This window comes from Kribbella sp. NPDC003505 (assembly GCF_040610875.1).
Lineage (GTDB): Bacteria > Actinomycetota > Actinomycetes > Propionibacteriales > Kribbellaceae > Kribbella.
This window is the reverse complement of record NZ_JBEXNA010000004.1, coordinates 77,468-96,514: the sequence shown is the minus strand read 5'-3', so window position 1 is coordinate 96,514 and position 19,047 is coordinate 77,468. Positions and strand designations below refer to the sequence as shown.

Annotated in this window: 21 protein-coding genes; 8 read left to right on the top strand and 13 right to left on the bottom strand. The window is 69.3% G+C overall.

The genetic code is table 11. The features are described from left to right. Positions 1-27: 27 nt before the first annotated feature. A complete protein-coding gene (locus ABZX12_RS14040) occupies positions 28-795 on the top strand; it encodes an SDR family NAD(P)-dependent oxidoreductase (RefSeq protein WP_355693055.1) in 768 nt (255 codons plus the stop codon). Here ABZX12_RS14040 and ABZX12_RS14035 read toward each other — a convergent pair. Then, entirely contained in the window at positions 770-1,561 is a 792-nt protein-coding gene (locus ABZX12_RS14035; protein WP_355693053.1) for an FkbM family methyltransferase, read from the bottom strand. The two genes, ABZX12_RS14040 and ABZX12_RS14035, sit on opposite strands and share 26 nt — an antisense overlap. Before the next feature lie 148 nt (positions 1,562-1,709). On the opposite strand from ABZX12_RS14035, the gene ABZX12_RS14030 reads away from it, so the two are divergent. After that, on the top strand, positions 1,710-2,039 hold the full coding sequence (locus ABZX12_RS14030) for a hypothetical protein (RefSeq protein WP_355693051.1): 330 nt from the start codon (positions 1,710-1,712) through the stop codon (positions 2,037-2,039). A gap of 97 nt (positions 2,040-2,136) precedes the next feature. Here the strand turns inward: ABZX12_RS14030 and ABZX12_RS14025 are convergent, their stop codons facing one another. Continuing rightward, a complete protein-coding gene (locus ABZX12_RS14025; protein WP_355693050.1) occupies positions 2,137-2,928 on the bottom strand; it encodes an ABC transporter permease in 792 nt (263 codons plus the stop codon). Then, positions 2,925-3,866: an ATP-binding cassette domain-containing protein gene (locus tag ABZX12_RS14020; protein WP_355693048.1), complete on the bottom strand. Its 942-nt coding sequence runs from the start codon at positions 3,864-3,866 to the stop codon at positions 2,925-2,927. The genes ABZX12_RS14025 and ABZX12_RS14020 overlap by 4 nt, the downstream gene beginning before the upstream one ends. A 96-nt stretch (positions 3,867-3,962) precedes the next feature. On the opposite strand from ABZX12_RS14020, the gene ABZX12_RS14015 reads away from it, so the two are divergent. Next, positions 3,963-4,736 carry a TetR/AcrR family transcriptional regulator gene (locus ABZX12_RS14015; RefSeq protein WP_355693047.1) on the top strand — a complete coding sequence of 258 codons (774 nt, stop codon included), beginning with the start codon at positions 3,963-3,965 and terminating at the stop codon, positions 4,734-4,736. On the opposite strand, the gene ABZX12_RS14010 is transcribed toward ABZX12_RS14015, so the two are convergent. The 4 genes from ABZX12_RS14010 to ABZX12_RS13995 form a co-directional block, all read right to left on the bottom strand. Continuing rightward, positions 4,722-5,324, bottom strand: a complete 603-nt coding sequence (locus ABZX12_RS14010; RefSeq protein WP_355693045.1) for an FMN reductase — start codon at positions 5,322-5,324, stop codon at positions 4,722-4,724. The genes ABZX12_RS14015 and ABZX12_RS14010 overlap by 15 nt on opposite strands. Next, positions 5,321-6,433: an LLM class flavin-dependent oxidoreductase gene (locus tag ABZX12_RS14005; protein ID WP_355693043.1), complete on the bottom strand. Its 1,113-nt coding sequence runs from the start codon at positions 6,431-6,433 to the stop codon at positions 5,321-5,323. The genes ABZX12_RS14010 and ABZX12_RS14005 overlap by 4 nt, the downstream gene beginning before the upstream one ends. A gap of 179 nt (positions 6,434-6,612) precedes the next feature. Continuing rightward, entirely contained in the window at positions 6,613-6,948 is a 336-nt protein-coding gene (locus ABZX12_RS14000) for a tetratricopeptide repeat protein (RefSeq protein WP_355693042.1), read from the bottom strand. Positions 6,949-6,992: 44 nt separating this feature from the next. Then, positions 6,993-7,868, bottom strand: a complete 876-nt coding sequence (locus tag ABZX12_RS13995) for an aldo/keto reductase (protein ID WP_355693041.1) — start codon at positions 7,866-7,868, stop codon at positions 6,993-6,995. A 257-nt stretch (positions 7,869-8,125) separates the two neighbouring features. On the opposite strand from ABZX12_RS13995, the gene ABZX12_RS13990 reads away from it, so the two are divergent. Further along, positions 8,126-9,529: an alkaline phosphatase D family protein gene (locus ABZX12_RS13990; RefSeq protein ID WP_355694285.1), complete on the top strand. Its 1,404-nt coding sequence runs from the start codon at positions 8,126-8,128 to the stop codon at positions 9,527-9,529. Further along, positions 9,529-10,338, top strand: coding sequence for a polysaccharide lyase family protein (locus ABZX12_RS13985; protein WP_355693039.1), 810 nt, complete (start codon positions 9,529-9,531; stop codon positions 10,336-10,338). Before ABZX12_RS13990 ends, ABZX12_RS13985 begins: the two co-directional genes overlap by 1 nt. A gap of 3 nt (positions 10,339-10,341) precedes the next feature. Here the strand turns inward: ABZX12_RS13985 and ABZX12_RS13980 are convergent, their stop codons facing one another. After that, positions 10,342-11,922, bottom strand: a complete 1,581-nt coding sequence (locus ABZX12_RS13980) for an alkaline phosphatase D family protein (protein WP_355693037.1) — start codon at positions 11,920-11,922, stop codon at positions 10,342-10,344. A 157-nt stretch (positions 11,923-12,079) separates the two neighbouring features. On the opposite strand from ABZX12_RS13980, the gene ABZX12_RS13975 reads away from it, so the two are divergent. From ABZX12_RS13975 to ABZX12_RS13965, 3 genes are read left to right on the top strand one after another with little or no spacing between them, the layout of a single operon-like run. Next, a complete protein-coding gene (locus tag ABZX12_RS13975; protein ID WP_355693036.1) occupies positions 12,080-12,310 on the top strand; it encodes a hypothetical protein in 231 nt (76 codons plus the stop codon). After that, on the top strand, positions 12,307-13,110 hold the full coding sequence (locus ABZX12_RS13970; RefSeq protein ID WP_355693034.1) for a Fic family protein: 804 nt from the start codon (positions 12,307-12,309) through the stop codon (positions 13,108-13,110). The genes ABZX12_RS13975 and ABZX12_RS13970 overlap by 4 nt, the downstream gene beginning before the upstream one ends. Positions 13,111-13,134: 24 nt before the next feature. Next, positions 13,135-13,617 carry a GNAT family N-acetyltransferase gene (locus tag ABZX12_RS13965; protein ID WP_355693032.1) on the top strand — a complete coding sequence of 161 codons (483 nt, stop codon included), beginning with the start codon at positions 13,135-13,137 and terminating at the stop codon, positions 13,615-13,617. 18 nt (positions 13,618-13,635) lie between these two features. On the opposite strand, the gene ABZX12_RS13960 is transcribed toward ABZX12_RS13965, so the two are convergent. The 5 genes from ABZX12_RS13960 to ABZX12_RS13940 all read right to left on the bottom strand — a co-directional run bounded on the left by ABZX12_RS13960 (position 13,636) and on the right by ABZX12_RS13940 (position 19,045). Beyond that, on the bottom strand, positions 13,636-15,075 hold the full coding sequence (locus ABZX12_RS13960) for a diguanylate cyclase (RefSeq protein WP_355693030.1): 1,440 nt from the start codon (positions 15,073-15,075) through the stop codon (positions 13,636-13,638). An 81-nt stretch (positions 15,076-15,156) separates the two neighbouring features. Next, positions 15,157-15,912 carry a sugar phosphate isomerase/epimerase gene (locus tag ABZX12_RS13955; protein WP_355693028.1) on the bottom strand — a complete coding sequence of 252 codons (756 nt, stop codon included), beginning with the start codon at positions 15,910-15,912 and terminating at the stop codon, positions 15,157-15,159. 15 nt (positions 15,913-15,927) lie between these two features. Continuing rightward, positions 15,928-16,743 (bottom strand): sugar phosphate isomerase/epimerase, encoded by an 816-nt coding sequence (locus ABZX12_RS13950; protein ID WP_355693027.1) that lies wholly within the window; start codon positions 16,741-16,743, stop codon positions 15,928-15,930. Beyond that, complete coding sequence (locus ABZX12_RS13945) at positions 16,740-17,885, bottom strand: dihydrodipicolinate synthase family protein (RefSeq protein ID WP_355693025.1); 1,146 nt, start codon at positions 17,883-17,885, stop codon at positions 16,740-16,742. The genes ABZX12_RS13950 and ABZX12_RS13945 overlap by 4 nt, the downstream gene beginning before the upstream one ends. Further along, positions 17,885-19,045, bottom strand: a complete 1,161-nt coding sequence (locus tag ABZX12_RS13940) for a Gfo/Idh/MocA family oxidoreductase (RefSeq protein WP_355693023.1) — start codon at positions 19,043-19,045, stop codon at positions 17,885-17,887. Before ABZX12_RS13940 ends, ABZX12_RS13945 begins: the two co-directional genes overlap by 1 nt. Positions 19,046-19,047 lie beyond the last annotated feature (2 nt).

The window sequence follows — 19,047 nt, the reverse complement described above, 5'->3', positions numbered from 1 at the left end:
ACGCGGCACTGGGAGAGGATAGGGCGCATGGCATATCTGGATTTCAGGGATCAGGTTGTGGTGGTGACCGGGGCCAGTAGTGGGATCGGGGCCGCGGCGGCGGTCGGGTTCGCGGAGACGGGGGCAACGGTCGCGCTGCACTACCACCGGAACGAGGAGGGTGCGAAGCACACAGTGGGCGCGGTGCAGACGGCCGGTGGTACGGCGTCCTTGCACCAGGCGGATCTCGCCGACCCGGTCGCGGCGGACGCGTTCGTCGACGAGGTGCTCGCGCAGCACGGGCGGATCGACGTCCTCGTGAACAATGCCGGCGACCTGGTGAACCGGTCCGCGATCGCCGAGGTCACCGACGAGGAGTTCCACCGGATCCTGGACGTCAACCTGACCTCGGTATTCGCGCTCAGCCGGCGGATCGTGCCGGTGTTCCGCGCGCAGGGCGGCGGCTCGATCGTGAACGTGACGTCGATCGCCGGGCGGACCGGCGGCGCCGGCGGGTCGGTCGTCTACGCGACGTCGAAGGGCGCGGTCAGCACGTTCACCCGCGGTCTCGCCAAGGAACTCGCCCCGGAAGGCATCCGGGTGAACGCGATCGCTCCCGGCGTGATCAAGACCCCATTCCACGACCGCCACACCGGCGACACCCAGATGCAGACCATGCTGACCACGATCCCGATGGGCCGCACCGGTACGCCGCACGAATGCGTCGGCACGATCCTGTTCCTGGCCTCCGAGCGGATGTCGTCCTACGTCACCGGCCAGATCATCGAGGTCAACGGCGGTCAGCTGACGCCCTGAAGACCGCGTTGTGGTCCAAGACCTCACCGGTCGGCAGGTAACCGAGCTCATCCAGTACGGCGTGCAGCCGTGCGCGCGACTCGGGGCGTTTGTCCTCGACGATCACGACGCGCGGCCGCAACCGCTTGAACGTCTGCGTGGCTCCGGACAGGGCGGCGATCTCGGCGCCTTCGATGTCGAGCTTCACGGCATCCAGCCGCTCCAGCTCGCCGGCCCAGTCGTCGAGCCGGACGACAGGCACCTCCTGCACCACGTCACCGTCGCCGTACAGCGACCGCACGCCGGCGTCCGCCTCGTCGTACCGCGGGTCCGCCCGTAGCGTCGCCAACTCCCGCCGCTCGCCGAGTGCCATCGGCACGACCTCCAGCTGTACGCCGTTGCGCGCCGCCGCCGCGCCGAGCTTCGCCACACTGTCCGCGGCCGGCTCGAATGCGATCACCCGCCCGCCCCCGAGCTCCTGCAACCGCTTCGCGACAGTCAGGGCATGGACACCGATGTTCGCGCCGACATCCAGCACCACGTCCCCCCGCCGCAGCTTCGCTCGCAAGAACCGCCGTACGGCAGGCTCGTACCGTCCCGCGTAGTACAGAACAGCCTGCAGGTTGTCCCGCAGATCGAGCTCCAGCAGCACCCCCTGCCGTCGTACCCGCACCGTCGACGCCCACCGCGAGGGGATCTTCACCAGCCCCGGATTCGCCTCCGCCAACCGCGGCGAGATCCGCAGCGCGACCCGATGCACCCCCGCGTCGGTCAGCCCCTCAACCATCCCCAGAACCCGTCCACCACGACGCGCAGCACCGACCCCCAGCACCCGCTCCAGCCGGCATGCCAGACGCCAGGCTGCGCGCCGTACAACTCCGTCCCGGACGTCCATGCGCGCCCTGTTACCCACGATCGTCGGCGATACTCGTCCCGTGGGCGAGGTCAACGTCGAGCTACGCCGCTCCGGGTTCGCGGACTGGCAGCTGGAGTACGCCTTCGACCACTGGATCGGCGTCGTCGTCGTCTTGCCGCTTGCACTTCTCAGCAACCTCCTGACGCACCTGCTCGTGTTCCGGTGCGGTTGGACGCTGCACGTCTCCGCCGGCGACTACTACTACAAGAAGGTGCGCTACCGCTCGAAGGCCGCCGCCAAGGCCGATATCGAACGACAGCGGGAGCTGGCCGCGGCGATCGCACCGCCGGCTCCCGTCGAGCCGACGCGACTGCCCACACGAGGTGGATCCCTGCGCCGACCCTGGTGACAGCGGACCTCCGCCACTCACTAACCCCGGGCCGGAGCACTACGCCACGCTCGGCGGCACAGGGGAACCCGTGGTTAGTGCGTGACGGGCGTCCGGTTCATCGCGACAAGGTCCGGAAGCGGTGGGCAGACAGCGGCAGGAAGATCGCTACCAGCAGGAGCGGGGCGATGAGGGCTGCCACTTCCGCGTGGGAGCCGATCCAGGTGGCGGTGGCTGACGGGTCAGGGTTGCCGAAGAGGGCTCGGGAGGCGGTGGCGGTGGCCGACAGCGGGTTCCACTGGGCGATCGTGCCCAGCCAGGCCGGCATCGTCGACGTGGCGACGAAGGCGCTGGACAGGAAGCCGATCGGCCAGACCAGGACCTGCACCATCGTCACGCTCTGGGCGTTCTTGACCGTGAGCCCGATGAAGATCCCGACCCACAGCAAGGCGAACCGCAGCAGCAACAGCAACCCGAACGCGGCCAGTGCCGACGGCAGCCCTTCGTGCCATCGCCATCCGAGCACCAGCCCGGTGCCGACCAGGACGGCCAGTGTCACCACCGAGTCGAGCATGTCGGCGATACAGCGCCCGAGCACGACCGCCGCCGAGCTCATCGGCAGTGACCGGAATCGGTCCGTAACGCCCTTCGAGACATCGGTGGTGACCGCGGTCATCGTGCCCTCCAGCCCGAAAAGCATCGCCAGCGCGAAGATCCCGGGCACGAGCAACTCGTAGTACGACGAACCGGGCGGCTCCATCGCCCCGCCGAGCAGCCCGCCGAACATCAGCAGCATCAGCACCGGGAAGAACCACTGGAAGATCACCAGTCCCGGCTGCATCCGCCAGTGCGTCAAGGTCCGTCGCGCGATCGTCCAGCTGTCCGCGAGCGCCCAGCCCAGGCCGTTCATGCGGCCGCTCCGGTCAGGTGCAGGAACACTTCGTCCAGCGTCGGCCTCCGCAACGTGATGTCCTCCGGCTCGATCTTTGCCTCATGCAACGAGTTCGCCAGCTGCACGAGCGCCTTCGTGCGATCCTTCACCGGCACGCTCACCCGGACGTCCCGCACCCGGACCTCCCCGTCCGCCAGCGCCGCGGTCAGCTCGAGCACCCGCGGGACCTCGGCCGGATCCGCGAGGACCAGATCCAGCCAGTCCGACCCCAGCCGGGTCTTCAACTCGTCCGGTGTCCCTTCCGCGACGACCTTTCCCGCCTTGAGCATCGAGATCCGGTCCGCCAGGTGGTCCGCCTCCTCCAGGTACTGCGTCGTGAGCAACACCGTCGTACCGCCCGCGACCAGCTGCCGTACGGCGGACCACACCTCGATCCGCGCCGCCGGGTCGAGCCCGGTCGTCGGCTCGTCGACGAACAGCACCCGCGGCGCCACGATCAGACTCGCCGCCAGGTCGAGCCGCCGCCGCATCCCGCCGGAGTACTTGCTCACCGCCTGCCCGGCCGCCTCGGTCAGACCGAACCGCTCCAGCAACTCGTCCGCCCGGCCTTTGGCGTTCCCCAAATGGTTCAGCCGCGCGAACATCACCAGGTTCTGCCGCCCGGTGAGGATCTCGTCCACCGCGGCGTACTGCCCGACCAGTCCGATCCGCCGTCGGACCTCCGCCCCTTGGCGGCGTACGTCGTACCCCGCGATCGTCGCCGTACCGGAATCCATCTCCAGCAGTGTGGACAGGATCCGCACCGCCGTCGTCTTGCCGGCGCCGTTCGGGCCGAGCAGGCCCGTCACCGTGCCGGCCGTGACCTCCAGGTCGAAGCCGTTCAGCCCTGCGCCCTCCGTGCCGCCCCGGTAGTTCTTCCGTACGCCGACGGCCTCGATCACTCGTTCCGTGGTCACTTCCCACCTCTCCGCTGGTTGAGTCGTAGAGTGTACCGTACATTGTACGGCTCAGGTACGATGCAGCCAACGACGAGCGCTGGAGGATGGGTCCGAGTGGCGGGTAGGAAGGCGGCGGCACCCGATCCGGCGCGCAGCCTGGCGCTGCTCTGGGGAAGTCACACCAAGCCCGGCCGCTCCGGCCTGACGGTGCGCGCGATCGTCGGCGCGGCGATCGCGCTGGCGGACGAGGCCGGGCTCGAGGCGCTGTCGATGCGGATGGTCGCCGACCGGCTGAAGGTCGGCACGATGTCGCTCTACACGCACGTCCCGGGCAAGGGCGAGCTGACCGACCTGATGTTCGACCAGGTGTACGGCGACCTGTACGCCGACGCGGACGAGCCGGCCCGGCAACCGGGCGGCTGGCGCGGTGCGCTCGAGTTCATCGCCCGGCGCAACTGGGACGTGCTGACCGCGCACCCGTGGATCCACGAGGTGCCGACGATGCGGACGGCGCTCGGGCCGAACATCACCCGGAAGTACGACACCGAGCTCCGCCCCCTGGACGGCCTCGGCCTGACCGACGTCGAGATGGACTCGGCGCTGACCCTCGTCCTCACCCACGTGCAGGGCACCGCGCGGGCAGGCGCCGAACAGCTGCGCACCCAGCGCGACTCCGGCCTGTCGGACGAGGAGTGGTGGCGTCAGATCTCTCCGACGCTCACCACGGTCATGTCCGGCACGCACTTCCCGGTCGCGGGGCGCGTCGGCACCTCGGTCGGCGAGCACTTCCAGTCGGTCATCGACCCGGCCCACGCGCTCAGTTTCGGGCTGAGCACGATCCTCGACGGTCTGGCCCAGCTGATCGAGTCGCGGTCAGCTGTTCAGTAGGTCCTCGAACGGAGTCGGGTTCTCGAAGGGGTCGGCCTGGGTCGGCGTCTCGTTGTGCAGCGCCGCGACCAGTTCGGTGGCGGCCTGCGTGATCCGCGCGCGGAGGCCGACGGCGTTCGGGCCCCAGTCGGTGGAGGCGGCGTACACGGCGGTCGGGACCGGCAGCGCCTTCAGGTAGGCGAACAAGGGCCGCAGAGCGAACTCCAGGACCAGCGAGTGCCGCTCCGTGCCGCCGGTCGCGGCCAGCAGGACGGGCTTGCCGGCCAGGGCCTTGTCGTCGAGCACGTCGAAGAACATCTTGAACAGACCGGAGTACGACGCGCTGAAGGTCGGGCTGACGACGATCAGGGCGTCGGCGCCCGCGACCGTCTCCAGGACCTCGCGCAGCGACGCCGACGGGAAACCGGTGAGCAGGTTGTCGGTCAGTGCGTGGGCGTGGTCGCGGACCTCGATCAGCTCGATCCGCGAGCCGATGCCGCGTCCGGACAGCTCGTCCCGCACGGCGGCCGCCAGCTGGTCGGCGAGCAGCCGGGACGACGACGGTGTCGTCAGCCCGGCCGTCACGACGGCGATGACCTTGTCCTTCATCGGGTCGGCTCCTCGATCGTCTCCAGTTCACGCGCCCGCTCCGCCGCGGCCTTCAAGGAAGCGTGCGTCGGCGCGTCCGGTACGTGGGCCGGCTTCAATGCCGCGAACTCCTTCCGCAGCACCGGGATCACCTCTTCGCCGAGGATGTCGAGCTGCTCCAGCACGGTCTTCAGCGGCAACCCGGCGTGGTCGATCAGGAACAACTGCCGCTGGTAGTCGCCGACCTGCTCGCGGAACGACAGCGTCCGCTCGATCACCTCTTGCGGGCTTCCGACCGTCAGCGGCGTCTCCCGGCTGAAGTCCTCCAGCGACGGTCCGTGCCCGTACACCGGCGCGTTGTCGAAGTACGGCCGGAACTCGCGGACCGCGTCCTGCGAGTTCTTCCGCACGAAGACCTGGCCGCCGAGCCCGACGATCGCCTGGTCGGCGGCGCCGTGCCCGTAGTGCTCGAAGCGCTGCCGGTACAGCTGGATCATCCGCTGCGTGTGCGACATCGGCCAGAAGATGTTGTTGTGGAAGAAGCCGTCGCCGTAGTACGCCGCCTGCTCGGCGATCTCGGGCGACCGGATCGACCCGTGCCAGACGAACGGCGGTACGTCGTCGAGCGGCCGCGGGGTCGACGTGAAGCCCTGCAGCGGCGTGCGGAACTTGCCCTCCCAGTCGACGACGTCCTCGCGCCAGAGCCGGCGCAGCAGGGCGTAGTTCTCGACGGCGAGCGCGATGCCGTTGCGGATGTCCTGACCGAACCACGGGTACACCGGACCGGTGTTGCCGCGGCCCATCATCAGGTCCACCCGGCCGTCGGCCAGGTGCTGCAGCATCGCGTAGTCCTCGGCGATCTTCACCGGGTCGTTGGTCGTGATCAGGGTCGTCGAGGTGGACAGGATGATCTTCGACGTCTGCGCCGCGACGAACCCGAGCTGGGTCGTCGGCGACGACGGCACGAACGGCGGGTTGTGGTGCTCACCCTGGGCGAACACGTCCAGACCGACCTCCTCGGCCTTCTTCGCGATCCGGACCATCGACTTGATCCGCTCGCCCTCACTGACCGTGGTCCCGGTCGTCGGGTCCTCGGTCACGTCCCCGACGCTGAACACGCCGAACTGCATCCGTCCTCCTCGGGTAGGTAGTTCACTATTAAACTACTGACACCCACCAGAACACCAATCCTCCCCCGGGCATTCCGAACGCGCATCACCCACCAAACGGCAACGCCGACCCCGCGCCACGCTCGGCGTGGCGGGGATCGGCGCTGTTTTCGGGCCTTGGTGAGTGGCGGCGGTCCGCCTCAGACGGTATGCGGTTTCAGCAGCTCGTCGTCGCCGGTCAGCGCGGCGGCGATCCGGCGATGCTTGCCCGCCTCGTCGCGGCGGGACTGCCGTTCAAGGGTGCGAGCCAGCATCAGGTGGGCGTAGTACTCGGTCGGCTCGCGTTCGATGACCTCGAGGAGGTGCTCCTCGGCCGGCTTCAGCAGGGCCGCGTGGTAGTACGCCCGGGCCAGCAGCAGTCGCGTCCCGACGTCGTCGGGCGTCTCGTCGACCACCGGCTTCAGCGCCCGGATCGCACCGCGGTAGTCCCGCTCCTCGAAGTACTGCTGTGCCAGTCCGTAGCTCAGTGCGCGCATGTCTTCCACGGGCCTGGCAACGCCGTACGCCGGGGCGGTATTCCTCAGGACGCGTCCAGGACGGCCACCTGGTCCGGGGTCAGGCTCAGGTCGACGGCCGAGTACGAGTCGCGGATCGTCTCCGGGCGGCTCGCGCCGGGGATCGGGATGACGACCGGGGACTTGGCGAGCATCCAGGCCAGCGTGAGCTTCTGCGGGCTCACGCCGAGCTCGGCGGCCAGCGTCTGGAAGGCCGGGTACTGGGCGCCCAGCTCGCCGGCGCTCGAGATGCCGCCGAGCGGGGACCAGGGCAGGAACGCGATACCGAGCTCGTCGCACAGTTCCAGCTCCGGCTCGCTCGAGCGGAACCGGGGCGAGAACTGGTTCTGCACCGACACCAGGCGGCCGCCGAGGATCTCGTTGGCCTGCTTGATCTGGGCGGGGTTCGCGTTCGAGATGCCCGCCATCCGGATCTTGCCGGCGTCGAGCAGGTCGCGGACGGCGCCGATCGAGTCCTCGTACGGCGTCTTCGGGTCCGGCCGGTGGAACTGGTACAGCCCGATCGCCTCGACGCCGAGCCGCTTCAGCGACGCCTCCGCGGCCTCCGCGATGTGCTTCGGCGAGCCGTCGAGGGTCCAGCTGCCGTCACCGGGCCGCAGGTGGCCGCCCTTGGTCGCGACCAGCACGTTCGAGGTGTCGCCGCCGTACGTCGACAGCGCCTTGGCGATCAGGCTCTCGTTGTGCCCGACGTCGGTCGCGGTCAGGTGGTACGCATCGGCGGTGTCGATCAACGTGATGCCGGCGTCGAGGGCGGCGTGGATGGTCGCGATCGACCGGTCCTCGTCGGGCCGGCCCTCGATCGACATCGGCATCCCGCCGAGCCCGATCGCGGACACCTCGACGTCACCGATCCGGCGGGTCTTGTTCGTGTCAGCTGCCATACGTCCAACCTCCCGCGCGCGGACTGCGAAATCCAACAGGGATCTCCGCACGGATTCAGCACTCCGAGTGGTCAATGCCGAGTCAAGGGCTTACAAAACGTAGAGAAGTTACGTAAGAATATGGCGGAACTCACCTCAGGAACGGAGCCGCCCGTGCCGTCCCGTCGTACCTTCCTCCAGCTCACCGGCCTCAGCGCGGCCTCGGTCACGCTCGGCATCTCCGCCCCGGCGACCGCCGACGCGACGCCGGCCCGCCGATCCCCGACGGTGCGTTCGCCCTCGGGGTCGCGTCCGGCGACCCGCGCCCGGACGGTTTCGTCCTCTGGACCCGGCTCGCCCCGACCCCGCTCGCCACCGACGGCCACGGCGGCATGCCCGCCGTCGACGTGCCGGTGCAGTACGAGGTGGCCGAGGACCGCGGCTTCCGGAACGTCGTACGGCGCGGGCTCGCGATCGCCTCGCCGGAACTCGCGCACGCCGTCCATCCGCAGGTGGCCGGGCTCCAGCCGGGGCGCGAGTACTTCTACCGCTTCCGCGTCGGCACGCAGCTCAGCCCGGTCGGCCGGACCAAGACGCTGCCGACGTACGGCGACCGGTTCACCTTCGCGACCGCGTCCTGCCAGGCCTGGTACCACGGGTACTTCGCCGCGCATCGCGACATCGCCCGCCGTGCCCCGGACGCGGTGTTCTTCCTCGGCGACTACATCTACGAGTACGGAATCGTTGCCGGTGACAACCTCTGGCGCGCGGGTGTCGCGGTCGGGCCCGAGCACGGCGTCGAGATCGAGACGCTCGAGCAGTATCGGTTGCGCTACAGCCTCTTCAAGACCGACCCCGATCTCCAGGCCGCGCATGCGGTCGCGCCGTGGTTCCTGGTCTGGGACGACCACGAAGTGCAGAACAACTACGGCGCCGCCAACTCGCTGTACGGCGTACCGCCCGAGCTCTTCGTCCACCGCCGCGCCGTCGCGTACCGCGCGTACTACGAGAACGCCCCGCTCGCCCTCGACAGCCTCCCGCAGGGGCCGGACAGTCGCGTCTACCGCCGGTACGACATCGGCTCGCTGGCCAGGGTGCACCTGCTCGACACCCGCCAGTACCGCGACCCGCTGCCTGTCGACGAAGCCGACCGCGTCTCCGAACAGCGCACCATCATGGGCGCCGAGCAGGAGGCCTGGCTGTACGACGGCCTGCGCAGCTCGCGCGCGTCCTGGAACATCGTCGCGGGCGGCGTCGTCCTGACCGCCGTCACCGACGACCGCACCGAACAGTGGGACGGCTATCCCGCCAACCGGCGCCGCGTACTCGAGGCGATGGCCGGCGCCGGCACGTCGGTGATGCTCACCGGCGACATCCACCGCCACGTCGCGTCCGAGCTGCAGCTCGACGCACGCACCGTCGGTGTCGAGCTGGTGTGCTCGTCGGTCGGCTCGAACGGCGACGGCACCGACACCGATGCCTACGCGAAGGACTGGCTGCAGCACCCGAACATCAAGCTCTACAACGCTCGTCGCGGTTACGTGCACAGCACCATGACTCGCACCGAGCTGACCACCGAGTTCGTCAACTTCCCGTACATCCAGGCCGACGCCAACGCTCAGCCGAACATCCTCGCCCGCTTCCGCACGCCCGTCGCCGACCCCCGCCTGGAGGCCCTGTAATGCGTCGTCCACCAGCAATCACCGGTCTGCACGGCAACGGCGGCATCCGGATCGTGACGCTCGACTGGAAGCCGGTGTCGTGGGCGACTGTCGTCGACCACTACGCCGTCTACGCCGACGGCGCGCTGATCGGCAAGACCGTGTACCCGCACTTCGTCCATCGCGGCCTCGGCTTCACCGGTGTGACCAGGTCCTACTCCGTCGTCACGGTCGATGCCGCAGGCAACCGGTCCGCGGAGTCCGCGGCCGCGGCCGTCGCCAACCTGACGTCGGTGACGATCTCGGGTACGCCGGTCGCGACCGTCGGCACCTTCGACGGCAAGGGCTCCGAGCTGGCCCTCTCGCCGAAGGGCTACGCCCAGTACCCGACCGTCTTCCCGGCGGACGTCGCCTACACGTTCGGTACGTCGACCCCGGCGGCGGACTGGTCGTACCTGCTGCCGGGGCCCGCCGACAAATGGGCCGGCTCGAAGAACCACCGCGCGACGTTCCGCTTCGACCTGCCCGCCGTACCGTCGCAGGATCTCGATCTCGCGCTCTGGCTGATCGACAGTCATGCAAGCCTGGCTGCATCGGCCCTGCTGACGGTCAACGGGGTCGAGGTCGGCCGGCTCGCCTTCGCGAACGGCGCGACCAAGGGCTCGACGATTGCCGACAGCACCTATCCCGGCTCGCCGCTGAAACCGTCGTACCTCGAGCAGCCGTTGGCTCGGACGCTGTTCCGTCCAGGCGCAAACGTCCTCGAACTCTTCAAGGACGTCGGCTCCTGGATCGCGTACGACGCTCTCGGCATCTTCGCCCGGCGCTGAGGATCAGCCGGCGTGGACGTGCGGGCGCCGGTCCTCGACGACGTACGTCGCGCGGGTGCTGATCGGAGCGCCCGGGGTGTCGACGTACGGCACGACGCGGAAGTCGTTGCGCCACTGGTGCTGGTCGACCGTGACCCGTGAGTACCCGCGCTGGGAGTTGAAGAACTTCAGGTGCGGGTTCGCGGCCAGGAACTGCTGTCCCTGGTCGGTCGTGTCGGCGCCGTTGCCGCCGCTGGTGATCGACGTACCGACGAACTCGGTGCCGACGGTCGCCGAGTCCGGGTCCGCGAAGTCACGCTTCAGCTCGAGCGCGTAGTTCTGGTGCCGGTCGCCGGTGATCACCACCAGGTTGCGGACGCCGCTGTCCTGCGCGGCCGCGAGCACCTTGTTGCGCTCGGCAACGTAGCCGTCCCACGGGTCCAGCCAGACGTGCGTCTCCGGGCCGGGCGTCCAGTCGGTCTGGCCCATCGGCGCCTGGTTGCCGAGGATCTGCCAGCGTGCGTGCGAGGTCCGGAACCCGTTCAGCAGCCACTCGCGCTGCTTGCCGCCGAGCATCGTGTTGTCCGGGTCGAACCGGTCGTCGCAGGTGGACGAGTCGCCGTCGCCGCACGGCTGGTCGGAGCGGTACTGCCGGGTGTCGAGGATCGTGAAGTCCGCGAGCCGGCCGTACGGCAGCCGCCGGTGGTAGCGGATGTCCGGTCCGGACGGCATCTGCTCGTGCCGCACCGGCATGTTCTCGTACAGCGCCTGGAACGCCTGCGCCCGGCGTGCGCGGAAGACCGCGGGGTCCTGGTCCGGCTCGGTGTCGACCTGGGAGATGTCGCCGGCCCAGTTGTTCTCCACCTCGTGGTCGTCGAACGTGTGGATCCACGGGTGCGCCGCGTGCGCGGCCTGCAGCGGGGCCTCGGTCTTGTACAGCGAGTACTGCAGCCGGTACCGCGCGAGGTCGAACGTCTCGGTGTGGAACCGCGGGTCGGTGGTGACGCCGCGCTTGTTGGTCTTCACGCCGGACTCGTACAGGTAGTCGCCGAGGTGGACGACCAGATCGAGGTCCTCCTGGGCCATGTGGTCGTACGCCGTGAAGTATCCGTCCTGCCATGCGTTGCAGGACGCGAACGCGAACCGCAGCTCCCGCGGCTGCGCGAACGGGTGCGGCGTGGTGCGGGTCCGGCCGGTCGGTGACACCTCGGCGCCGGTGCGGAAGCGGTAGTAGTACACGTGGTCCGGCTGCAGGCCCTGGACCTCCGGGTGCACCGAGTGGCCGAGCTCGGGGGTCGCGACGACGCTGCCGCGCCGGACGACGTGCCGGAAGTTCTCGTCCCGGGCGACCTCGTACTCGACGCGGACCGGCTTCGCGGGCATGCCGCCCTTCCCGTCCACGGCGTACGGGTCGGTGGCGAGCCGGGTCCACAGCACCACGCTGTTCCACTGCGGGTCGCCGGACGCGACACCGAGCGTGAACGGGTTGCCGGCGCCGGACGGGGCGGCGTACGTCGTCGAGGCGGTCCAGGCCCCGGTGCCGAGCAGTACGGCGGCGGAGCCCGCACCCCCGTACCCGAGGAAGCGACGGCGGGACACGAACATGGTTCCTCCAGAGGCTGGGCGGTCGAAGCGGTGCCAGTGTTCTGCCGGAGAATGGCGGGGAGGTTAACGTGATCATCCGGGAACTTAACGACAAGCGACGGTATGAATCCGGTCTTCGCTAGGCTGGCCCGAATTGTTAGCTACCGGGGAGTTACCAATGGCCTACGAACCTTGCCGTTACGCGCAGCGCTGGCCGGAGCTGTTCGAAGCGCTCGACGACGACCAGAAGCAGCGCGTCAGCGACGCACTGTCGAACAACCGGCTCGAGGGCTGGGAGCCGCAGCGCGACGACGTCGCCGACCTGGTCGACCGCGAAGCAGGCCGCATCGACACCGCCGAGTACATCCGCCGGACGATGGCGAAGGTGACCCGCGGCGGCTCGGCGTGACCGAGCCCGACGCCGAGGAACTCGCGGCGAAAGAGCGCTGGAACGCGTACTTCTGGGAACCGGGCAGCTGCCTGAAGAACAAGCTCGGCCTCAACAACCCGATCGACCTGAACCTCGCCGAGTACCGGCTGCGGGCCGTCCGGCAGGGGGAGATCGACCGCGGTGAGGCCGACATCCCGCGCACGTACGACAAAGCGCACCTGCAGGCGATCCACCAGCACATGTTCCAGGACGTGTACGACTGGGCCGGGAAGTTCCGCGACGTCGGCATCAGCAAGCGCGGCCACTCGTTCGTCCCGCCCGAGTACCTGGACAAGTGGACCTCGAAGGTCGCCCAGAAGGTCCAGGACAAGGACTGGTCCACGATGTCGCGCGAGGAGTTCGTGCAGAGCATTGCCGAGGTGTACCGCTACCAGAACCTCACGCACCCGTTCCGGGAAGGCAACGGTGCGACCGGCAAGGTGTTCATCAGCCACGTGTCCGAGATGTCGCCGTACCGGCTCGACTTCGACCGAGTCGAGAAGGACGAGTGGAACGCCGCATCGAGTGCGACGTACCCGGCGGACCTGGAGACGAGTGTGGAGCCGGACCCGAGCAAGATGCACGCCGTCTTCGACAAGCTGACCGTCGACCGCGGCGCCGTACTGCGCGCCGACGCCGAACTCGGCGCCGCGCTGCAGCTGCAGAACTCGACGTACGCCGGCATCGACGAGTCCGAACACATCGACATCGACGACAAGCGCCCCGGCACTCACGCCGTGGATCTCGAGGCCGAAGCCGAGGCCGAGCACCAGACCTGATTCACCGCCCGGCAGGATGGGGGCATGGAGACCGACGAACGGATCCGCCGTGCCCGGCCGGACGACGTACCGGCGATCGTGGAGCTCGTGTACTCCCTCGCCGAGTACGAACGCGCCCGCCACGAGTGCCACCTGACCGCCGACCAGCTGCACACCGCACTCTTCGGCGCCACGCCCGCCGTGTTCTGCCACGTCGCCGAACACGAGGGCGAGGTCGCCGGCTGCGCGATCTGGTTCCTCAGCTTCTCCACCTGGCGCGGCGTCCACGGCATCTACCTCGAAGACCTCTTCGTCCGCCCCGAAACCCGCGGCACCGGCCTCGGCAAGGCCCTCCTCACCGCCCTGGCCCAGGAATGCGTCCGCAACAACTACGAACGCCTCGAATGGTCCGTCCTCAACTGGAACACCCCCGCCATCGACTTCTACAAGTCCCTCGGCGCCACACCCCAAGACGAATGGACCATCTACCGCCTCACCGACGAGGCCCTCACCAGCCTTGGGTCGTAATCGCCCGCGCTCGGCTGGCTAGCTTCGGCGGCTCTTGGCGGCGTACATGGCCTGGTCGGCTTCGTGGAGGAGGGTGTCGAGGTCGGTGGTGGTGGGGGTGATGGGGACGGTGCCGACGCTGGTGGTGACCTCGACGGCGATGTTGGGGAGGGGGCGGCTGACGGCGTATTCGAGGCGGGTGATGAGGGTGGTGAGGTCGTCGCCGGAGATGTCCTCGGCGAGGACGGCGAACTCGTCTCCGCCGAGCCGGGCGACCGTGTCGCCGTGGCGGACGGCGGTGCTGAGGCGGGTGGCGATCTCGCGGAGTGCGCGGTCGCCGGCCTCGTGGCCGTAACCGTCGTTGACGAGTTTGAAGTGGTTGAGGTCGCAGAACAGCAGCGCGCCCGGGCGGCCGGTGATCCGGGTCTGTTCCAGGACCTTGGCGAACCGGTGCTGCAGGAGCCGGCGGTTCGGCAGGCCGGTGAGGGGGTCGTGCGCCGCGTGGTGCCGGAGTTCGCGCTCGGCGTCCTTGCGGGCCGTCACGTCGTCGATCTGGACGAGCAGGATCCGCGGCAGGCCGGCGCCTTGCTCGACGAGTGACGCCGTACCGCCGAGCCAGATCGCGTTCCCGCTCGGCTGCGTGAACACCCGCTCGAACCGGTAGGTACCGTTGCTGGCGGCAAGTTTCTCCAGCTCGGTCCGGGTCTGCTCCGGCTCCTCGTCCCGCAGGAAGCTGACCAGCCGCGTCCCGACCAGCTGGTCCGGGGTGTAGCCGGTGATCCGGCAGAACGCGGCGTTCACCCGCAGGATCCGGCCCAGCTCGGGCCCGTCGAACGCGACCGTCGCCATCCCGTTCCCGGCGCCCTCGAAGACCAGCCGGAACGTCGCCTCGCTCGCCTCCAGCCGGGTCTTCTCGGCCAGCAGCCGGTCGGTCAGCCGGGCCTTGTCGATCGCGAGCCCGGCCTGGGTGGCGAAGATCTCCAGCAGTTCCCGGTGGATCGGCCCCGGCCGCCGCTGGTCCTCGGGCAGGTCGACCGACAGCATCCCGACCAGCTCGCCGTCGGAGGAGTACAGCGGCGCGAACAGCGCGTCCAGCGGGTGCCAGGCCTCCGGAGCATCCGAGACCGGTACGTCGGGCACCCAGCCGGTGACCTCACCCTCCGGCAGCCGCTCGTGCGGCACGAACCGGAGCTTGCCCCACTCGTCGGCGATCGCGAACTCGGCGTCGAACAGGTCCGCCGCGCTCACCTTCCCGAGCAGCGCCGAGCGGGCCTCCGGCGACCCGGCCACGGCGATCACCTCGAACTTGCCGTCCGGGTGCCGCAGGTTCAGCACGGCGATGCCGAAGCCGAGCCCGTTCACCACCCCGTCGACAACTGCCTGCAGCGTCTCGGCAAGGCTCCGCCCGGCGCCCATCCGCGCGCTCACCTCGTACAAGCGCCGTACGGCGGACAGCCGGACCGTGGGCTCGTTCTGCACTCGTTGAGAATAAGCCGATTTCACCGGGGGTGAGCAGGTGTATGCACAGGTGACCCGGTTAAGCGTTTGCTATGAGATGCGTCAGTACCGCAATTCGGTCAGTCCGCGGTAGCTGCGCTCGGCCGACTGCCAGGCGTCGGTGGGCTTGTCGTGCTCGACCAGATACTGCTCGACACCGCCCGCCTCGGCGTGCGTGAACATCGCGCCGAAGTCGAGCTTCCCGGCCCCGACGTCCTCCCAGGACCCGTCCGCGGCCATGTCCTTGACGTGCAGCGCCGGGAACCGGCCCGGGTGCTCCTGGAACAGCTTCGCCGGGTCGTGCCCGCCGTCCACCGCCCAGTACAGGTCCAGCTCGAACCCGAGCAGTTCCGGGTCCACGTCCAGCAGGATGTCGTACAGCACCTGCCCGTCGACCTCGTCGAAGTCCCGGCCGTGGTTGTGGAAGAGCAGCTTCAAGCCGTTGTCCCGCGCGACCTTGCCGGCCTCGGTGAACGCGGCGGCCGCCGTTCGGAAGCCCTCGACCGAGTGCAGCTCGGACGGAATCGACGGTACGACGGCCCACTGCGCGCCGAGCGTCTGCACGTCGGCCAGCGCGCCGGCCCAGTCGTCGCTCAGCCGCGCATACCCGACGTGCTCGAGCACGATCGCGAGCCCGGCGTCGTCCGCGAACCCGCGAATCTCCTCGGCGCTGTGGTCGAACCTCCCGCTCACCCCCACCGTGCGGTATCCGATCCCGGCGAGCCGCTTCAGCGTTCCCGGGTAGTCCTCGGCCAGCACGTCTCGCATCGTGTAGAGGTGCATGCCGATTCCGTCGGCAGGAATGGTCCGGTCAGTCATACAGGCAGCTCCTTTTCAGAGGACGTGTTCCTGATACCTCGCCAGCGCCAGGTCGAAGACTTCCTGCCCCGGCGCGTCCCACAACTGCTGGTTGAAGATCTCGACCTCGATCGGTCCGTCGTACCCGGCCGCGTCGCAGGCCTCGCGCAGCCGGCGCAGCTCGATCGCACCGTCGCCCATCATGCCGCGCCCGAGCAGCGTGTCCGCGGGCAGCGGAACCACCCAGTCGCTGACCTGGTAGGACACGATCCGCTCGCCGGCCCGCTCGATCTGCCGGTACACGTCGGCGTCCCACCACAGGTGGTAGGCGTCCACGATCACGCCCACCTGCGACGCCGGGAACTGCTCGGCGAGGTCGAGCGCGCCGCCCAGCGACGACACCACGCAGCGGTCCGAGCAGAACATCGGGTGCAGTGCCTCGACCGCCAGCGTGACGCCGCGCTCTTCGGCGTACGGCGCCAGCTCGGCCAGCCCGTCGCGCACCATCGCGCGCGCACCGTCCAGGTCGCGGGATCCGGCCGGGAGTCCGCCGCTGACGAGCACGAGGACCGGCGTGCCGACGGTCGCGGCCTCGTCGATCGCGCGCCGGTTGTCCTCGATCTTCGCCTTCCGCTCGGCGGCGTCGGTCGAGGTGAAGAAGCCGCTGCGGCACAGCGACGAGACCTTCAGGCCGGCGTCGGCGACCAGTTTCGCCGCCTGGTCGACGCCGTACTCCTGGATCGGCTCGCGCCACAGGCCGATCCACTCCAGCCCGGCCTTCGCGCTCGCCGCGACGACGTCCTCGAGCGGCCAGTACTTCGTGGTCGCCTGATTGAGGCTGTACCGGTTCATGCGTCGATCCCGCCGACCCGCAACAGCTGACGGAACCGGTCGACAGCCAGCTCGGGATCGGTCAGTACGCCGGCCTGGTCCGCGAGCCGGAAGGTGTCCGCCAGGTGGGGCAACGACCGGCCGGTCTGCAGACCGCCCACCATCGTGAAGCCGGGCTGGAACCCGTTCAGCCAGGCCAGGAACGCGATCCCGGTCTTGTAGTAGTACGTCGGCGCGGAGAAGATCTGCCGAGCCAACGGTACGGTCGGCTGGAACACCCGCTCGTAGGTCTCCAGGTCACCGGCGTCCAACGCGTGCAGAGCTGCTGCCGCCGCCGGGGCGATCGCGGCGAAGATCCCGAGCAACGCGTCGCTGTGCCGCTCGCCGTCGCCGCGGATCAGCTCGGGGTAGTTGAAGTCGTCCCCGGTGTAGAGCCGGACGCCCGCGGGCAGGCAGTTGCGCAGGGCAACTTCCTTCGAGGCGTCGAGGAGGCTGATCTTGATCCCGTCGACCTTCTCGACGTTGGCGTTGATCAGGTCCACGACGCTCGCGGCCGCGGAATCGAACGAGTCGCCGCCCCAGTACCCTTCCAAGGCGGGGTCGAACATCGGGCCCAGCCAATGCAGGATCACCGGCTGGGTGGACTGGGTGAGAAGGCGGTCGTACACCTTGCGGTAGTCGTCCGGCGAGTCCGCCGCCGCGCACAAGGCCCGGCTGGCCATCAGGATCGGCCGCGCGCCGACATCCTCGGCAACGGCCAACTGCTCTTCGTACGCACTGATGACCGCATCCAGGGTGGCCGGACCCGTCAGCTGGTCGGTGCCGACGCCGACGGCGATCCTGCCGTCCGGCGCTTCGGCGGCGGACCGGCGGATCAGCTCCTGCGTTGCCTTCCAGTCGAGGCCCATCCCGCGCTGCGCGGTGTCCATCGCCTCGGCGACCGACAGGCCCAGCGACCACAGGTGCCGCCGGAACTCCAGCGTGTGCTCCCAGTCGATCACCGCGGGCGCGCCGGGCGCGTTGTCCCCGAGCGGATCCGCCACTACGTGCGCCGCGGCGAACGCGAGTCGCGAGCGCGCCGGCGAGTAGGTGCCCTGAGCAACCGGCTCGCCGGTCAGCCGGTACTTCTCGAGTCCCCCGTGGACAGGAAGGTTCAGCTCCATCAGTTGGTCCCGAGATCGAGCGCCGGGACCTCGAGCTTGCGGCCCTCGTGCCACGACTTCAGACCCAGCTCGGCGAGCTGGACGCCCTTCGCGGCCTCGACGAAGTCCCAGGTGAACGGCGCGTCGTCGACCACGTGCCGCAGGAACATCTCCCACTGCACCTTGAAGCCGTTGTCCATCGGCTCGTTGTCCGGCACCGTCGCCCACTGGTCGCGGAACTTCTCGGTGACCGGGATGTCCGGGTTCCACACCGGCTTCGGCGTCACGGACCGGTGCTGGACGCGGCAGTTGCGCAGGCCGGCGACCGCGGAGCCCTCGGTCCCGTCGACGTGGAACTCGACCAGCTCGTCGCGGAAGACCCGCGTGGCCCACGAAGAGTTCAGCTGCGCGACGATCCCGCCCTCCAGCTCGAACACCCCGTACGCCGCGTCGTCCGCGGTCGCGGTGTACGACTCGCCGTTTTCGTCGACCCGGGTCGGGATGTGCGTGGCGCCCTGGCAGTACACCGACTTCACGGAGCCGAACGTCTGGTCGAGCACGTACCGCCAGTGGCAGAACATGTCGAGGATGATGCCGCCGCCCTCTTCGGACTTGTAGTTCCAGGACGGCCGCTGCGCCTCCTGCCAGTCACCCTCGAAGACCCAGTAGCCGAACTCGCCGCGGACCGAGAGGATCCGGCCGAAGAACCCGCCGTCGACCAGCCGCTTCAGCTTCCGCAGGCCGGGTAGCGACAGCTTGTCCATCACCACGCCGTTCTTCAGCCCGGAGTCGACCACGAGCTTGGCCAGGTCGACGGCCGCGTCCAGGCTCTCGGCGATCGGCTTCTCGCAGTAGATCGCCTTGCCGGCCTCGACCGCGGCCCGGACGCCCTTCTCGCGCAGCTGGGTGAGCTGGGAGTCGAAGTAAATCTCGACGTCCGGCTCAGCCAGTGCCTCGGCCAGATCGGTGGTCCACCGCTCCAGCCCGTACTGCTCGGCGATCCGGCGCAGCTTGAGCTCGTTGCGGCCGACCAGGATCGGCTCGGGGATGATCATCGTGCCGTCGGCCGCGGGCAGTCCGCCCTGCTCCCGGATCGCCACGATGGAACGCTCGAGGTGCTGGCGCAGGCCCATCCGGCCGGTGACGCCGTTCATCACGATGCCGATGCGTCGCTCGTTCACAG

Bases quoted from the DNA above. Each gene is read 5' to 3' on its own strand.
- ABZX12_RS14040 (WP_355693055.1), top strand. From the start codon at position 28: ATGGCATATCTGGATTTCAGGGATCAGGTTGTGGTGGTGACCGGGGCC.
- ABZX12_RS14035 (WP_355693053.1), bottom strand. From the start codon at position 1,561: ATGGTTGAGGGGCTGACCGACGCGGGGGTGCATCGGGTCGCGCTGCGG.
- ABZX12_RS14025 (WP_355693050.1), bottom strand. From the start codon at position 2,928: ATGAACGGCCTGGGCTGGGCGCTCGCGGACAGCTGGACGATCGCGCGA.
- ABZX12_RS14010 (WP_355693045.1), bottom strand. From the start codon at position 5,324: ATGAAGGACAAGGTCATCGCCGTCGTGACGGCCGGGCTGACGACACCG.
- ABZX12_RS14005 (WP_355693043.1), bottom strand. From the start codon at position 6,433: ATGCAGTTCGGCGTGTTCAGCGTCGGGGACGTGACCGAGGACCCGACG.
- ABZX12_RS14000 (WP_355693042.1), bottom strand. From the start codon at position 6,948: ATGCGCGCACTGAGCTACGGACTGGCACAGCAGTACTTCGAGGAGCGG.
- ABZX12_RS13995 (WP_355693041.1), bottom strand. From the start codon at position 7,868: ATGGCAGCTGACACGAACAAGACCCGCCGGATCGGTGACGTCGAGGTG.
- ABZX12_RS13985 (WP_355693039.1), top strand. From the start codon at position 9,529: ATGCGTCGTCCACCAGCAATCACCGGTCTGCACGGCAACGGCGGCATC.
- ABZX12_RS13980 (WP_355693037.1), bottom strand. From the start codon at position 11,922: ATGTTCGTGTCCCGCCGTCGCTTCCTCGGGTACGGGGGTGCGGGCTCC.
- ABZX12_RS13975 (WP_355693036.1), top strand. From the start codon at position 12,080: ATGGCCTACGAACCTTGCCGTTACGCGCAGCGCTGGCCGGAGCTGTTC.
- ABZX12_RS13965 (WP_355693032.1), top strand. From the start codon at position 13,135: ATGGAGACCGACGAACGGATCCGCCGTGCCCGGCCGGACGACGTACCG.
- ABZX12_RS13955 (WP_355693028.1), bottom strand. From the start codon at position 15,912: ATGACTGACCGGACCATTCCTGCCGACGGAATCGGCATGCACCTCTAC.
- ABZX12_RS13950 (WP_355693027.1), bottom strand. From the start codon at position 16,743: ATGAACCGGTACAGCCTCAATCAGGCGACCACGAAGTACTGGCCGCTC.
- ABZX12_RS13945 (WP_355693025.1), bottom strand. From the start codon at position 17,885: ATGGAGCTGAACCTTCCTGTCCACGGGGGACTCGAGAAGTACCGGCTG.